15 protein-coding genes and 1 pseudogene are annotated in these 13,767 nt (G+C 60.2%); 7 read left to right on the top strand and 9 right to left on the bottom strand.

The window, feature by feature from the left end; translation table 11 throughout:
* The first annotated feature begins 186 nt into the window (after positions 1-186).
* A complete protein-coding gene (locus HU759_RS11170) occupies positions 187-1,242 on the top strand; it encodes a permease (protein WP_186618204.1) in 1,056 nt (351 codons plus the stop codon).
* A gap of 118 nt (positions 1,243-1,360) precedes the next feature.
* On the opposite strand, the gene mnmH is transcribed toward HU759_RS11170, so the two are convergent.
* From mnmH to HU759_RS11150, 4 genes are all read right to left on the bottom strand, one after another.
* Positions 1,361-2,464: a tRNA 2-selenouridine(34) synthase MnmH gene (gene mnmH, locus HU759_RS11165; RefSeq protein WP_186618203.1), complete on the bottom strand. Its 1,104-nt coding sequence runs from the start codon at positions 2,462-2,464 to the stop codon at positions 1,361-1,363.
* Positions 2,464-3,498: a selenide, water dikinase SelD gene (selD, locus tag HU759_RS11160; RefSeq protein WP_186618202.1), complete on the bottom strand. Its 1,035-nt coding sequence runs from the start codon at positions 3,496-3,498 to the stop codon at positions 2,464-2,466. The genes mnmH and selD overlap by 1 nt, the downstream gene beginning before the upstream one ends.
* A gap of 93 nt (positions 3,499-3,591) precedes the next feature.
* A complete protein-coding gene (locus tag HU759_RS11155; RefSeq protein ID WP_017134559.1) occupies positions 3,592-4,341 on the bottom strand; it encodes a TerC family protein in 750 nt (249 codons plus the stop codon).
* Between the two features lie 28 nt (positions 4,342-4,369).
* A complete protein-coding gene (locus HU759_RS11150) occupies positions 4,370-4,621 on the bottom strand; it encodes a hypothetical protein (protein ID WP_017134560.1) in 252 nt (83 codons plus the stop codon).
* Positions 4,622-4,755: 134 nt separating this feature from the next.
* Here HU759_RS11150 and nhaR point away from each other — a divergent pair, with 134 nt between their 5' ends.
* Positions 4,756-5,658: a transcriptional activator NhaR gene (gene nhaR, locus HU759_RS11145; protein WP_017134561.1), complete on the top strand. Its 903-nt coding sequence runs from the start codon at positions 4,756-4,758 to the stop codon at positions 5,656-5,658.
* A 126-nt stretch (positions 5,659-5,784) separates the two neighbouring features.
* On the opposite strand, the gene HU759_RS11140 is transcribed toward nhaR, so the two are convergent.
* Positions 5,785-6,942, bottom strand: coding sequence for an MFS transporter (locus tag HU759_RS11140; protein ID WP_017134562.1), 1,158 nt, complete (start codon positions 6,940-6,942; stop codon positions 5,785-5,787).
* A gap of 242 nt (positions 6,943-7,184) precedes the next feature.
* Between HU759_RS11140 and sstT the strand changes: the two genes are divergently transcribed.
* On the top strand, positions 7,185-8,405 hold the full coding sequence (gene sstT / locus HU759_RS11135) for a serine/threonine transporter SstT (protein ID WP_017134563.1): 1,221 nt from the start codon (positions 7,185-7,187) through the stop codon (positions 8,403-8,405).
* Between the two features lie 68 nt (positions 8,406-8,473).
* Here the strand turns inward: sstT and HU759_RS11130 are convergent, their stop codons facing one another.
* Positions 8,474-8,983: a DUF1993 domain-containing protein gene (locus HU759_RS11130; RefSeq protein ID WP_017134564.1), complete on the bottom strand. Its 510-nt coding sequence runs from the start codon at positions 8,981-8,983 to the stop codon at positions 8,474-8,476.
* A gap of 117 nt (positions 8,984-9,100) precedes the next feature.
* On the opposite strand from HU759_RS11130, the gene HU759_RS11125 reads away from it, so the two are divergent.
* Positions 9,101-9,751 carry a DUF480 domain-containing protein gene (locus HU759_RS11125; RefSeq protein ID WP_186618200.1) on the top strand — a complete coding sequence of 217 codons (651 nt, stop codon included), beginning with the start codon at positions 9,101-9,103 and terminating at the stop codon, positions 9,749-9,751.
* 120 nt (positions 9,752-9,871) lie between these two features.
* Here HU759_RS11125 and HU759_RS11120 read toward each other — a convergent pair whose 3' ends face one another.
* Positions 9,872-10,690 (bottom strand): shikimate 5-dehydrogenase, encoded by an 819-nt coding sequence (locus HU759_RS11120; protein ID WP_170040688.1) that lies wholly within the window; start codon positions 10,688-10,690, stop codon positions 9,872-9,874.
* 156 nt (positions 10,691-10,846) lie between these two features.
* Between HU759_RS11120 and HU759_RS11115 the strand changes: the two genes are divergently transcribed.
* The 3 genes from HU759_RS11115 (at position 10,847) to HU759_RS11105 (ending at position 11,924) form a co-directional block, all read left to right on the top strand.
* The gene (locus HU759_RS11115) at positions 10,847-11,200 is read left to right on the top strand and encodes a hypothetical protein (RefSeq protein ID WP_170040687.1); all 354 of its coding nucleotides are present in this window, start codon (positions 10,847-10,849) and stop codon (positions 11,198-11,200) included.
* A gap of 256 nt (positions 11,201-11,456) precedes the next feature.
* Complete coding sequence (locus tag HU759_RS11110; RefSeq protein ID WP_010211349.1) at positions 11,457-11,651, top strand: hypothetical protein; 195 nt, start codon at positions 11,457-11,459, stop codon at positions 11,649-11,651.
* A gap of 90 nt (positions 11,652-11,741) precedes the next feature.
* Positions 11,742-11,924: a hypothetical protein gene (locus tag HU759_RS11105; protein ID WP_017135285.1), complete on the top strand. Its 183-nt coding sequence runs from the start codon at positions 11,742-11,744 to the stop codon at positions 11,922-11,924.
* A 17-nt stretch (positions 11,925-11,941) separates the two neighbouring features.
* On the opposite strand, the gene HU759_RS11100 is transcribed toward HU759_RS11105, so the two are convergent.
* Positions 11,942-13,009 carry an AI-2E family transporter gene (locus HU759_RS11100; protein ID WP_017135286.1) on the bottom strand — a complete coding sequence of 356 codons (1,068 nt, stop codon included), beginning with the start codon at positions 13,007-13,009 and terminating at the stop codon, positions 11,942-11,944.
* A 93-nt stretch (positions 13,010-13,102) separates the two neighbouring features.
* A pseudogene (locus HU759_RS11095) lies at positions 13,103-13,549 on the bottom strand (thioredoxin family protein); the annotation flags it as partial.
* Positions 13,550-13,767 lie beyond the last annotated feature (218 nt).

Below are 13,767 nucleotides of genomic sequence, written 5' to 3'. Positions count from 1 at the left end.
GAGCCCACGCTCCCGCGTAGGAATTCACTCCGTAACGCTCAACTTTCACCCTGCGCGAGGTTCAGGTGCTGGGGCCAGCGTCGCGACGCAGAGCGTCTCAGCCTGCATTCCCACGCAGGAGCGTGGGAACGATCGGTAGTAGGCGCGTATGATGCCCCGCTATTGAATCATCTGCGGACCTGCACCATGCCCAACCTCATCTCCACCCAGCCCAACCGGGGCTGGTCGTTCTGGTGGAAACCAGCGCTGTTCATATTGGTGGCCTGCATCGGCCTCTATTACGTGAAGTGGTCGCCCTACTACCTCAAGGCCTTTGTCGCTGCGGATAACCACAGCATCGGCGCCTCGATTCTCAACGATCAGCAAAGCGCGCCTTTGGCCGCGGCATTGGCCTATGCCCAGGTGTATTTCCTGGCGATCTGGAAAGCTGCCGTATTGGCGGTGATTCTGGGGTCACTGCTGCAAGTGTTGATCCCCCGCGACTGGCTATTGCGCCTGTTTGGCCGCGCCGGGCTGGGTTCGACCCTGCGTGGCGGGCTGTTCGCCTTGCCGGGGATGATGTGCAGTTGCTGCGCGGCCCCGGTGGCAGCGGGCATGCGCCGTCAGCAGGTGTCGGTGGGCGCGGCGCTGGCCTTCTGGATCGCCAACCCGGTGCTGAACCCGGCAACCTTAGTGTTCATGGGCTTTGTGCTGGGTTGGGGCTTTACCGCGTTACGCCTGGTGGCGGGGATTGTGCTGGTGGTGGGCGTGTCGCTGGTCGCACAACGCATTGCCCGTCCCGACCATGTGCCGGAAGCGGCACTGGACGCAGTGGCTGACGTGAGTCAGACCGAGTCGCAGCCATTTTTGAGCCGGTGGCTGCGGACCCTGTGGCAGCTGTTCTGGAGCACGATCCCGATCTATATCGTCGCCGTGCTGATTCTGGGCGCCGCGCGGGTGTGGCTGTTTCCCCATGTCGACGGGGCCATGGCCAATAGCCTGGTGTGGCTGATACCGCTGGCCATCGTCGGCACGCTGTTCGTCATTCCTACGGCAGCCGAGATTCCTATCGTACAAACCATGATGACATTGGGCATGGGCACCGGCCCGGCCGTGGCGTTGCTGATGACCTTGCCCAGCGTGAGCCTGCCGTCGCTGTTGATGCTGCGCAAGGACTTCGACGCGCGGGTGCTGGTGACGGTGGCCGGGCTGACCATGCTGGTGGGGGTGGTGTGTGGGCTGATCGGGGCGGTGATTCTTTAGGCTTTGTTGTGGGGCTTAGGGCCTAATCGCAGGCAAGCCAGCTCCCACATGTTGATCTGTGAATGCAGTCAAATGTGGGAGCTGGCTTGCCTGCGATGAGGCCCTCAAACCCACCGCATCACCCCCGCCTGGCACCCCGCTCGCGCAAGTACTCCACCACCGCGCCCTGCTCCCCTCCAAACTCGATTCGCGCACCTTTGCTTTCACGCTGGAACGCATACATCGGGTCGTAATACTCGCGCAACAGGCCTTCGATCCACACCCGGTGTAAATCCACAGCACCGCTGCGCGCCTGCTCTGCCAGGGCATCTTGCAAAATGGCCTGCAAGCGCTGGAAGCGTTCGCCACCCAGGCGCTTGTGGATGTTGGCCAGGCTCTGGGTCAAGCGCTCGGCAAACAACGCCTGCCCGCCTTCGCCAAACACCGCGATAAATTCGGCGCAAAGATCAACCACGTAATCGCGCAGAATCCGTTCGACGCGGCCTTCAACACTGTCTTGCAGCCACACCATCGGGAAGGTCTGCATGCCCTTATGCAACGGCAACGGCAGTGCACAGCTGCCGATCATGCGGCTTTCGTCCTCGACCACAAACTGTTCGATACCGCCCGCGCGTTTCTTCAGCAGGTCCACCGCCAGGCGGTTCTCAAAGTCGATGTTGGACGGTTGCGCCGTCGCGCGCTTGCCGAAGCTGGAGCCGCGATGGTTGGCGTGCCCTTCAAGGTCCAAGGCATTGCGCAACTGGCTCAACACCTCGGTCTTGCCGGTCCCGGTCATGCCGCCGAGCAAGACGAAATCACACTCGGCCGTCGCTTGCTCCAGGGTTTCCAGCAGAAAGGTGCGCATGGCCTTGTAACCACCGCCGACGCGCGGATAGTCGATGCCGGCCTCGGTTTTCAGCCACTGCTGCACAATTTGCGAGCGCAGCCCACCGCGAAAGCAGTACAGGTAACCGTCGGGGTTGGCCTGGGCGAATTGCGCCCAATGCTCGATGCGCTCGGCCTTGATTGCCCCGGACACCAACTCATGCCCCAGCACGATGGCCGCTTGCTGGCCCTGCTGTTTGTAGCAGGTGCCGACCCGCTGGCGTTCGTCGTCGGTCATCAGCGGCAGGTTGACCACGCCGGGAAACGCGCCCTTGGTGAACTCGATCGGCGCGCGGGTATCCATCATCGGCCGGTCGTTGAGGAAGATGTCGCGGTAGTTGGTGATGTCAGTTGCCATCAAAACACCTCTACCGCGTGGGTCTGTCGCTCAACCAGTGCGCCGATTGGCTCAAGGCTCAGGCCCAGCTCTGCGGCCACAGTGTGAAACTCGGCGTCGCCCTCCGGGGTAACGGCGATCAGCAGGCCGCCGCTGGTCTGTGGGTCGCACAGCACGCGCTTGTGCAGTTCCTGCAGACGCCCCAGCTTGCTTGAATAGCTGTCGAAATTACGCAAGGTGCCACCGGGCATGCAGCCTTGGTCCAGGTAGTCCTCGATTCCGGCCAGGCGTGGGACTTTGGCATATTCGATGCGGGCGGTGAGACCACTGCCGTCGGCCATTTCCACCAGATGACCCAACAGGCCGAAACCGGTGACATCGGTCATTGCCGTTACGCCGGCCAACTTGCCAAAACGGCTGCCAGGCTTGTTGAGCGTGCACATCCAGTCACGGGCCAGGCCGATGTCCGCCTCGCGCAATTTGCCCTTCTTCTCGGCGGTGGTAAGGATGCCGATGCCCAGCGGTTTGGTCAGGTACAGCTTGCAACCCGCGGTGGCGGTGTCGTTGCGCTTCATATGGCGCTTTTGCACGATGCCGGTCACGGCCAGGCCGAAGATCGGCTCCGGCGCGTCGATAGAGTGCCCGCCGGCCAGCGGAATACCGGCGGCGTCGCACACCGAGCGGCCGCCACGGATCACTTCGCGGGCTACTTCCGGCGCCAGCACATTCACTGGCCAGCCCAGAATCGCAATGGCCATCAGCGGGTCGCCGCCCATGGCGTAGATATCGCTGATCGCGTTGGTGGCGGCAATACGGCCGAAGTCGAACGGATCATCGACAATCGGCATGAAAAAGTCGGTGGTGGAGACCACGCCGCGTTCGTCGTCGATGGCGTACACCGCCGCATCGTCACGCGAGGCGTTGCCCACCCACAGGTTGGGGTCGAGGTTCTGTGCGCCGCTGCCGGCGAGGATCACTTCCAGCACCTGGGGCGAAATCTTGCAGCCGCAACCCGCGCCGTGGCTGTACTGGGTGAGGCGAATCGGCTCGTTCATGGTGGACCTCAAGGTAACAAGTGGGCCGATTCTAACAGACAGCAAAAAGCCGGCTGGGCTCTTGTGAGCACAGCCGGCTTTTTGCTTCAGCGCTTACGGGCGGGCTGCGAGCAAGCGTTTGTGACGGTTACGCCGGGCAATGTTCAGGCATTCGATCACCGCCGAGAACGCCATGGCCGCATACACATAGCCTTTTGGCACATGGGCGCCGAAACCTTCGGCGATCAGCGTCATGCCGATCATGATCAAGAAGCCCAGGGCCAGCATCACCACAGTCGGGTTGTCGTTGATGAACTTGGCCAACGGCTCGGCCGCCACCAGCATCACGATCACCGAGACCACCACGGCGATGATCATGATCGGCAAGTGCTCAGTCATGCCCACGGCGGTAATGATGCTGTCGATGGAGAACACCAGGTCGAGCAACAGGATCTGCCCAATCGCGGCGGCAAAGCCGATGGCCACGGTGTTGCTGACGCTGGCTTTCTCCTCGGGCTCCGGGTCCATGCTGTGGTGGATCTCGGTGGTGGCCTTCCACACCAGGAACAGGCCACCGGCGATCAGGATCATGTCCTTCCAGGAAAACGCCTGGCCGAAAATTTCGAACACCGGCGCGGTCAGTTGCACGATAAACGCGATGGTACTCAACAGGCCCAGACGCAGGATCAACGCCATGCTGATGCCTATACGCCGCGCTTTGGCCCGGTGTTTTTCGGGCAGCTTGTTGGTGAGGATCGAGATGAAGATCAGGTTGTCGATGCCCAGCACGATTTCCATGACGATCAAGGTGGCCAGTGCCACCCAGGCGGTCGGGCTGGCGGCCAGTTGTAAAAGGTAGTCCATAGGTCAGTCCTGACGTTGTGCTGGGAAATTAAGCTTCTTTACGCTGGGTTTCAGATTCTTTTTCGGCCTGCTCAGCGTCTTTTTCAGGTTTGATCAAACCTTGGGTCGCTTCACTCAATGCCTGCTCGGCGGCCTTGTGGGTGTCATCGATGGCTTGTTTGGCCGATTCGGTGGCTTTGCCCAGCACCTGCTGCGCGCTCTTTTCGACTTGATCACAGCCGCTGATCATCACCAATGAAAGCGCAAGGACGGACGCCGCGCCCAGGGAATTGAGTTTCATCATGTATTCCTCGTTAGAACCATTGGGTCCAAATAGTGGCCCCTCGATAGCGAGGCATTCTATGCAGCTGAACAGTTCAGTAAAATTCGTATTTTTCTCACGTATACTTCGGTTTTTACGAAGTGTAGACCGCCATGCTCAATTATCGACAATTGCATTACTTCTGGGTGGTGGCCAAGACCGGCAGTATTGTGCGCGCCTGTGAGCAACTGAACCTCACGCCGCAGACCATCAGCGGCCAGATCAGCCTGCTGGAGCAGACCTTTGGTATCGCCCTGTTTCAGCGTGTCGGTCGCCAATTGGAACTCACCGAAGCCGGGCGACGGGCCTTGCCCTATGCCGAGCAGATGTTCCAGACCGGTAACGAGCTGGAAGCCATGTTGCGCGCAGCACCCGACGAACAGCAGATCCTGTTTCGGGTCGGGGTCGCGGATGTGGTGCCAAAATCCATCGTTTATCGGCTGATCGCGCCGACCATGGAGTTGAGCGAGCCGATGCGCATCACCTGCCGCGAAGACAAACTCGAACGGTTATTGGCCGACCTGGCGATCCAGCGCCTGGACCTGGTGATCTCCGACAGCCCTATGCCCACGCATCTGGACATCAAAGGCTACAGTCAGAAACTGGGGGAGTGCGGCATCAGCTTTTTCGCCACCCAGGCATTGGCGGACCAGTATGGCGGCGATTTCCCACACTGCCTGCAGGGCGCGCCGTTATTGATTCCGGGCGCAGAAACGGTAGTACGCAGCCGCTTGCAACGCTGGTTCGCCGAGCAGCAGATCCAGCCGAAGATCATCGGCGAGTTCGACGACAGCGCGTTGATGCAGGCGTTTGGCCAATCCGGCAGCGGGATTTTTATCGCTCCCAGCGTGATCGCCGATGAGGTGGTGCGCCAATATGGCGTGGCGCTGATCGGCCAGACCGATGCGGTCACCGAGTCGTTCTACGCGATCTCGGTGGAGCGCAAGATCAAGCACCCTGGCATCGTGGCGATTACCGAAGGCGCGCGGCGCGAGCTGTTTACCGCCCTGCCCTGACGGCAAGGTGTGGGAGCTGGCTTGCCTGCGATAGCATCACCTCGGTCTTACTGATACACCGAGGTGCCTGCATCGCGGGCAAGCCCGGCTCCCACATAAGCCTGATCCCGTCCCAGCCAGGCTGACTCAGGCGCTGGACGCCATCGGCTGCTCGGCGGTCATCAACCACAGCGCCAGCAGGATCGATACGAGGATAAATCCGGACGCCGCAAACCCCAGGCTGGCAAGGCCAAGGGTGTCGATCACATGCCCACCCACCATTGCCCCCAGGCCAATACCCAAGTTGGCGCCAGCGATATTCAGCGACGCCGCAAACGCCGGGGCGTGGGGCGCGGCTTTCATCAGGCGCACATGGCTGACCAGAAACATCGCCGCCTGGGTCACGCCCCACACCGCCATCGCCGCTGCCAGGCCGAGGGTGGAGTGAATCGCCGGGACCACCGCGACCATGCCGGCGATCATGAACCCGCAAAACACCATGGACGCAATCAGCGGGTGACGATCCACCGCACGCCCGCCGAGGGCGTTGCCGATCAGGCCCACCGCGCCAAAACCCATCAAGCACCAGCCCACCAGCGTGCCGTCGAAGCCGGCCAGGCGCTCAAGGATGTCTGCCAGGTAGGTGTAAGCGGTAAACATGCCGCTGAAGACCAGGATCGACAGCAGGATATGGCCCTGCATCAACGGGTTGCGCAGGAGCTTGAACTGCGAGCGCAGGCTCACCTGATCGTTCTTGGGTGTGGTCACCGGCAGGTAGATAAACAGCAGCAAGGCCTTGGCCAACGCCACCACGGCGAGAATCGCAAACGCTGTGCGCCAGCCGAACATATCGGAGATCAAGGTGCCAACCGGAATGCCGAACACCGTGGCGCAGACAATCCCGAAACCGATCTTTTCAATGGCCCGGCCGGCAAACTCCGGCCCGACGATATCCACCGCCGTTTCACTCGCCAAGGCCCAAAACACTGGCAAACCCAACGCCGGAATCAAGCGCGCCAAGGCCATGACCCAGATGTTCGGCGCCAATGCCGCCACGGTATTAGCCAGCGCAAACATGATCAGGATGCAGATAAACAGCCGCTTGCGCTGGAACCGCGCGAAGTACGCGGTCAGGAACGGCCCGAACGCCGCCACGGTAAACGCGAACAACGTCACCAGCAGCCCGGCCTGGGACACGCTGACGTTCAGGTCGCGGGCGATCGACGGCAGCAGCCCGACAATGATGAATTCTGTGGTCAGCACGGTAAAACCGGCGGCCGACAGCAGCAGGATAGGGAACAACATGAAAACTCCAGAAACGACGACATCAACGACAGCCCGAAGGGCTCGCTGACGGAGAGGAAAGATGAGAGGCCGCAATCTTAACAGAATAGGTCTTGGCCTGGCCAAACCCTACAGTTGAGGGTGACGGAATGCCGCACCGAAACGGGACGCTTCCTACAGCATGTTAGACTTTGGGCCTGCTTCCTACGTCGCTATGTGCCTGCAATGCTGCGTCCTACTAAAAAAACTAGAGACAACTGTTTATGACTGCTGCCCCTTCCCTGCTGCAACGACTGATGCGCGTCAGCCTGGTCACCCAAATTGTCATCGGCCTGGTGGCCGGTATCTTACTGGCCTTGCTGTTGCCCGAGGCTGCGCGAGCCACTGGTTTTATCGGCAAGGTGTTTGTCACCGCGCTGAAGGCCGTTGCGCCGATTCTGGTGTTTGTCTTGGTCATGGCGTCTATCGCCAACCATAAACATGGCCAGGAAACCCATATCAAGCCAATCCTGTTCCTGTACCTGCTCGGCACCTTTGCCGCTGCGGTCGTCGCAGTGGTTGCCAGCATGCTGTTCCCATCGCCTTTGGTGCTGGCTACCCATGACGCCACCGTCAGCGCCCCCGGCGGCATCGGCGAAGTGCTGCAAAGCCTGCTGCTGAGCGTGGTAGATAACCCGGTGAGCGCGCTGATGAATGCCAACTTTATCGGCATCCTGGCCTGGGCCATCGGCATGGGCATCGCGATTCGCCATGCAGGTGTTACCACCCGCACGGTGCTCGATGACCTGTCCAATGGCGTCACCCTGATCGTGCGCGTCGTCATCCGCTTTGCGCCGCTGGGTATCTTCGGCCTGGTGGCCTCGACCCTGGCCACCTCCGGTTTCGGCGCCCTGCTCGGCTATGCCCACCTGCTGGTGGTGCTGATCGGCTGCATGCTGTTTGTCGCACTGGTGATCAACCCCGCCATCGTGTTCTGGAAACTGCGCCGCAACCCTTATCCGCTGGTGCTGATGTGCTTGCGCGAAAGCGGCATCACCGCGTTCTTCACGCGCAGTTCGGCGGCGAATATTCCGGTGAACCTGGCGCTGAGCAAACGCCTGGGCCTGCATGAAGACACTTACTCGGTGTCGATCCCGCTGGGCGCCACCATCAATATGGCCGGCGCGGCGATTACCATCACCGTGTTGACCCTGGCCGCCGTGCACACGCTCGGTATTGCCGTGGACCTGCCAACCGCCGTGCTGCTCAGCGTGGTCGCGGCGGTATGTGCCTGCGGCGCGTCGGGTGTGGCCGGTGGCTCGTTGCTGCTGATTCCCCTGGCGTGCAGCCTGTTCGGCATTCCCAGCGAGATCGCCATGCAGGTGGTGGCCGTAGGCTTCATCATCGGTGTGCTGCAGGACTCGGCGGAAACCGCGCTCAACTCGTCCACCGATGTGCTGTTCACGGCAGCCGCCTGCCTGGGCAAGGAAGAGCAAACGGCTTAACTATCCAGGCGTAAAAAAGCCCGGGGCGTTCGACAGCAACGATCCCGGGCTTTTTTGTATCTGGATGCTTAGAAAGCGCCCATGTAATCGCGTTTGCCCACTTCCACACCGTTGTGACGCAGCAAAGCGTAAGCGGTGGTGACGTGGAAGAAGAACTGCGGCAGGCCATAGGTCAGCAGGTAAGACTGACCGCTGAAGCGCTTCTCTTTCGGCGTGCCTGGGCGGGTGATGATCTCGATGCCTTCCTTGCCGTCGATTTGCTCAGGCTTGATGGTGTCGACAAATGCCAGCACCTTGGCGATCAGTGCTTGCAGATCGGCGAAGGTCACTTCGCTGTCTTCGTACTTCGGCACTTCGATCTCGGCCAGGCGCGCGGAAACGCCCTTGGCGAAGTCGACGGCGATCTGCACTTGGCGCACCAGCGGGAACATGTCCGGGAACAGACGCGCTTGCAGCAAGGCATTGGGTTCGATGTTCTTGGCGGTGGCGTGGGCTTCGGCTTTGTTCAGCACGTCGCTCAGCGCGTTGAGCATTTGCTTGAAGACCGGGATGGAGGCGGCGTACAGGGAAATAGTCATGACAGTCTCACGGTGATGGCAGGGTTTGGAACCAGCGGCGATTATAGCCATGCCTGCGGCTTGTCTTTTATTTTTTCAGGATTAGGCTAGTGAGCTTCACTGCATAGGGAAAGCGCGATGACCGCCGAGCACGACACCGACACCCCTGAGCCGCGCCTGAACAGCACGGAAATCCGCATCCTGGGCTGCCTGATCGAAAAACAGGCGACCAACCCGGAGACCTACCCGCTCACACTCAATGCGCTGGTGTTGGCCTGCAACCAGAAGACCAGCCGGGAACCGGTGACCAACTTGAGCCAGGGCCAGGTCGGCCAGAGCCTGCGGGTGCTCGAGGGCCAAGGCTTTACCCGCCTGGTGATGGGCAGCCGCGCCGACCGCTGGGAGCATCGGGTGGACAAGGCACTGGAGCTGGTGCCGGCCCAGGTAATCCTGATCGGGCTGCTGTTTCTGCGCGGGCCGCAGACCGTCAACGAACTGCTGACCCGCAGCGGGCGCATGCATGACTTTGAAGATGCCGAACAGGTCGTGCACCAGCTTGAACGCCTGATTGCGCGCGGGCTGGCAGTATTGGTGCCGCGCCAGGCAGGGCAACGGGAAGATCGTTATACCCATGCGTTGGGGGATCCGGCGGATATTGAGGCGATCATCGCGGCACGCGGGAGCCCGGTGGAGCGCTCGGCGGGTGGGGTTTCGGTGGAGCGAATCGAAGAACTTGAAGCCAGGATTGCAGCGCTGGAAGAGCGTTTGGCCCAACTGGAACAGACTTAACTCGATTAAAAATGTGGGAGCGGGCTTGCCCGCGATTGCGGTGGGTCAGTGATGTATAAGGCGGCTGACACGCCCTCATCGCGGGCAAGCCCGCTCCCACATTTGGATCTGCGCAGTACTTTAGGTTCGGGCAAAGGCCACCGCCGCCTCAAACTGCTCTTGCGTCGGCCGCACACCGGTGTACAGCACAAACTGCTCCAACGCCTGGATTGCGATCACTTCCAACCCGGTAATCACTCGTTTGCCCTGGGCACGCCCGCGCACGATCAACGGCGTTTCGGCGGGGATCGCCACCACATCGAATACAGTGTCAGCAGCGTCCACAGCGTCCGCCTCGAAGGCCAACTGGTCCGCTTCTGCACCGCCGGTCATGCCGATCGGCGTCACGTTGACCAGCATCTGTGGGCGCAACTCGCCCAGCTCTGCTTGCCACTCATACCCCAGGCTCTGCGCCAACGCCCGGCCCGCCGCTTCGTTGCGCGCCACAATCACGCCGTTGGCATAACCGCCGTCACGCAGGGCACTGGCCACCGCCTTGCCCATGCCGCCGCTGCCACGCAGCGCGAAGGTCGAATCCTTGGGCACCGCGTGCTTTTTCAGCAATTGTTCCACGGCAATGTAGTCGGTGTTGTAGGCCTTGAGATGGCCGTCGGTGTTAACGATGGTGTTGAGCGAAGTAATGGCCTTGACCGAGGCATCCAACTCATCGACCAGGGCAATGGCAGCTTCCTTGAACGGCATGGACACCCCGCAACCACGGATGCCCAGCGCCCGAATACCGCCGATCGCGCCGGGCAAATCCTGGCTGCTGAAGGCTTTATAGTAGAAGTTCAGCCCCAGCTGTTCGTACAGATGGTTGTGAAATCGCAAGCCAAAATTCCCGGGACGCGCCGACAATGACATGCACAGTTGGGTGTCCTTGTTGGGGTGCATCTGCATGGAAAACTCCTTTGAGTAAGCAAATCGGTACAGACCTTACACAACCTTTACCTAGCGGCGGTGCTGTTTTTCAGAAATACGTTGTCTTAAAAGTATCCCCGCGACAATCCTTGAGTCTATTGATTGCAGACCACAAGCGCAGGGGCTAACCGAGGAATGACCATGATTCGTAAAATCCCCAAAATCGCCTTGCTTATCGGCGCACTCGCTATGGCAGGCCAAGCCTCCGCCCACGGTGGTGGTTGGGGTGGCCCGGCCATATTGGGTGGTTTGATCGGCGCAGCCGTTGTCGGCTCCGTAGTTGCCAGCCAATCCCAGCCGGTTTACGTGCAGCAACCGGTGTATGTCCAGCCTCAACCGGTGTATGCCGCACCGCCGCCGGTCTACTACGCACCGCCACCGCCGGTGTATGTGCAACAGCGGGTTTACTACCGCCCGGCGCCGGTCTATTACGGCCCACCACGCGGCTACTATGGCCCTCCCTACGGTTATTATGGCCGCGGCTGGTAACACGCAGTCAGGTTAGAAATGAACAGGCCTCGCCCACACGCGGGGTCTTTTTTTACCTGCGTTTTGCCTGGGTTTTGCCTGAAAAGCCCGGTTTTATCATGCCAAGGTCGCTATGAGGACAATGCCCGAGCCGCAATCCCACATCATGACGGTCAAATGTCCACTTGCTTGACCTGGGCCTGCGCTGTCATGTTTACGTCACTCAACGGTCTCACTATCGAGCGGTCCACCCAATAACAATTAAGGACGACTGACCATGCCCACGCAAAACCCGCACCGCACCGCTGGCCTGTGCACGTCCAGCAAGGTTTACAGCGCACTTACCGAACTCAAGCACCTTGAGGGCCACCGCAGCGCAAAATTTCTCGCGCTGCTGGCAGAAAACCTGGTGCGCAAAGGCCTGCTCAGCGAGCAGGAAGTGGTGAACATGCTCGATCAAGTAGTGGATTGACGCCTGGCGTTAATGTTGACTATCGAGAAGGGTGATTTTTCCTACGCGCCATCAGCCCGTAAGGTGACCCCCATACCTTTGGAGGTGCCTATGCCTACTGTTCAAATCATGTCCGTTGTCGGCAGTGCCGTCCCCGCCCCACTCCGGGAGCTCGGGTTGCTGGCCTGCTGGTATGTGGTACGCGATGGCGAAACCATCAGCGGCCCGCTCACCTCGCTGTCCGCTGCGCAACAACAGCAACAACAGGTGTCGAACTTCAGGCTCCATGCCTGAAGCCTCACGCCTGAGAACTAGGGCAATGGCAGTTTGACCCGCGGCTTGCTTTCGACAAACAACGCCCAACTGGACATAAACAGCGCCGCCACCAACGGCCCGATCACAAAGCCATTCAAGCCAAACACCGACAGGCCGCCCAAGGTCGAGATCAGGATCAGGTAATCCGGCATCTTGGTGTCTTTGCCCACCAGGATCGGGCGCAATACATTGTCCACCAGCCCGATCACGAACACGCCGAACAAGCCCAGTACCACGCCCTGCCAGATCGAACCGCTCAACAGGAAGTAGGCGGCCACCGGCCCCCACACGATCCCAGCGCCGACGGCTGGCAGCAACGACAGAAACGCCATCAACACCGCCCAGAGCAACGCGCTGGGAATGTCCAGAAACCAGAAGATCAAACCGCCCAGCGCACCCTGGGTCACGGCGACCAATACGTTGCCCTTGACGGTCGCACGTACCACCCGATTGAACTTGAGTTGCAGCCGACGCTTTTGCGGCTCGGCCAACGGCACCGCCGTACGTACTTTGCGCACCAGTTCCGGGCCGTCACGCAGCAGGAAAAACAGCAGGTACAGCATGATGAAAAAGCTCACCAGGAAATCAAACGTGCCCTGGCCGAAGCTGAACGCCTGGGTGGCAAAGAACTGGCTGCCTTGCATGGCGCTCTTGACGATCTTTTCCCGCAGCCCCTCCAGGTTACCCATGCCGAAGCGGTCGAGCAGATGCTGGAAATAAGGCGGCAGGATGTTCTTGAACTGTTCGATATACCCCGCCACGTCCAATTTGCCGCTTTCGATATTTTTATAGAGGGTGGCGCCCTCTTGCACCAGCAGCACGCTGGTGATGATCACCGGCAAAATTGCGATCACCAGGCATACCGTAAGGGTGGCCAGGGACGTCAGGTTGCGGTTCCAGCTGAAGCGTTGCTGCAGGCGCCGCTGCATCGGGGCGAAGATGATGCCAAGGATGACCGCCCAGAACACCGCGCCGTAGAACGGCAGCAATATCCAGATAAAGGCGATGGTCACCAGGGCCAGCAATAACAGCAGGGTTTTGAATTGAAGGTTGGTTTGGTTCATGTCCGGTCCATGTCAGAAAAGCAGAGGGCCTTCAGCGGCCCTGTTGCTTAGTCCGCGGCAGAACCTGGGAGTGCCCTTCAAGCGTAGACCGCCTCATTGAATCGCCCTGGCCTCATTCAACAGTGCTTCAATCACCTGTTCCTGAGCCTCGTAGCTTCCCTCACCGAAATGGCTGTAACGCACGTGCCCCTTGGCATCGATCAGGTAGTGGGCCGGCCAATATTGGTTATCGAAGCTGCGCCAGATCGCGTAGTTATTGTCGATGGCCACCGGGTAACCGATGCCCAGCTTGCGCACCTGTTCCTTGACGTTGGCCGGGATGTGCTCAAACGCGTATTCGGGCGTGTGTACGCCAATCACCACCAAACCGTCTTTTTCGTAGCGTTTGGCCCAGGTATTGACGTAGGGCAGCGCACGCCGGCAGTTGATGCAGTCATAGGTCCAGAAATCTACCAGTACCACTTTGCCTTTGAGCGCTTCAAGGCTCAGAGGCGGTGAGTTTAGCCATTCGACCGCTCCCGCCAGCGACGGCGTGGCGCCCGCAGGTTGCTTGCTCTCGCCACTGGCCATCCAGCTTGCGGTCAGAGCGAAAGCCAGCAGCAGGCTGGTAAACAGGAATGTGATAGGTCGCATGGTGATTACCTTGTCGAGTCGCAGAGTGCCTATTGAAACCCTCTGAGGTATCACGCCTGTGTCGAACGGCACCCGCCGATACACAGCGATACAAAACCCGCAAAAGCCCGACCTGGATCAATAAA

The sequence above is a fragment of the Pseudomonas sp. OE 28.3 genome, assembly GCF_014268205.2.
In the GTDB taxonomy this organism is placed as follows: Bacteria; Pseudomonadota; Gammaproteobacteria; order Pseudomonadales; family Pseudomonadaceae; genus Aquipseudomonas; species Aquipseudomonas edaphica.
This window is presented reverse-complemented; position numbering and strand designations above follow the sequence as displayed.

Coding starts and splice junctions, on each gene's coding strand:
- HU759_RS11170 (WP_186618204.1), top strand. CDS start 187: ATGCCCAACCTCATCTCCACCCAGCCCAACCGGGGCTGGTCGTTCTGG.
- mnmH (WP_186618203.1), bottom strand. CDS start 2,464: ATGGCAACTGACATCACCAACTACCGCGACATCTTCCTCAACGACCGG.
- selD (WP_186618202.1), bottom strand. CDS start 3,498: ATGAACGAGCCGATTCGCCTCACCCAGTACAGCCACGGCGCGGGTTGC.
- HU759_RS11155 (WP_017134559.1), bottom strand. CDS start 4,341: ATGGACTACCTTTTACAACTGGCCGCCAGCCCGACCGCCTGGGTGGCA.
- HU759_RS11150 (WP_017134560.1), bottom strand. CDS start 4,621: ATGAAACTCAATTCCCTGGGCGCGGCGTCCGTCCTTGCGCTTTCATTG.
- nhaR (WP_017134561.1), top strand. CDS start 4,756: ATGCTCAATTATCGACAATTGCATTACTTCTGGGTGGTGGCCAAGACC.
- HU759_RS11140 (WP_017134562.1), bottom strand. CDS start 6,942: ATGTTGTTCCCTATCCTGCTGCTGTCGGCCGCCGGTTTTACCGTGCTG.
- sstT (WP_017134563.1), top strand. CDS start 7,185: ATGACTGCTGCCCCTTCCCTGCTGCAACGACTGATGCGCGTCAGCCTG.
- HU759_RS11130 (WP_017134564.1), bottom strand. CDS start 8,983: ATGACTATTTCCCTGTACGCCGCCTCCATCCCGGTCTTCAAGCAAATG.
- HU759_RS11125 (WP_186618200.1), top strand. CDS start 9,101: ATGACCGCCGAGCACGACACCGACACCCCTGAGCCGCGCCTGAACAGC.
- HU759_RS11120 (WP_170040688.1), bottom strand. CDS start 10,690: ATGCAGATGCACCCCAACAAGGACACCCAACTGTGCATGTCATTGTCG.
- HU759_RS11115 (WP_170040687.1), top strand. CDS start 10,847: ATGACCATGATTCGTAAAATCCCCAAAATCGCCTTGCTTATCGGCGCA.
- HU759_RS11110 (WP_010211349.1), top strand. CDS start 11,457: ATGCCCACGCAAAACCCGCACCGCACCGCTGGCCTGTGCACGTCCAGC.
- HU759_RS11105 (WP_017135285.1), top strand. CDS start 11,742: ATGCCTACTGTTCAAATCATGTCCGTTGTCGGCAGTGCCGTCCCCGCC.
- HU759_RS11100 (WP_017135286.1), bottom strand. CDS start 13,009: ATGAACCAAACCAACCTTCAATTCAAAACCCTGCTGTTATTGCTGGCC.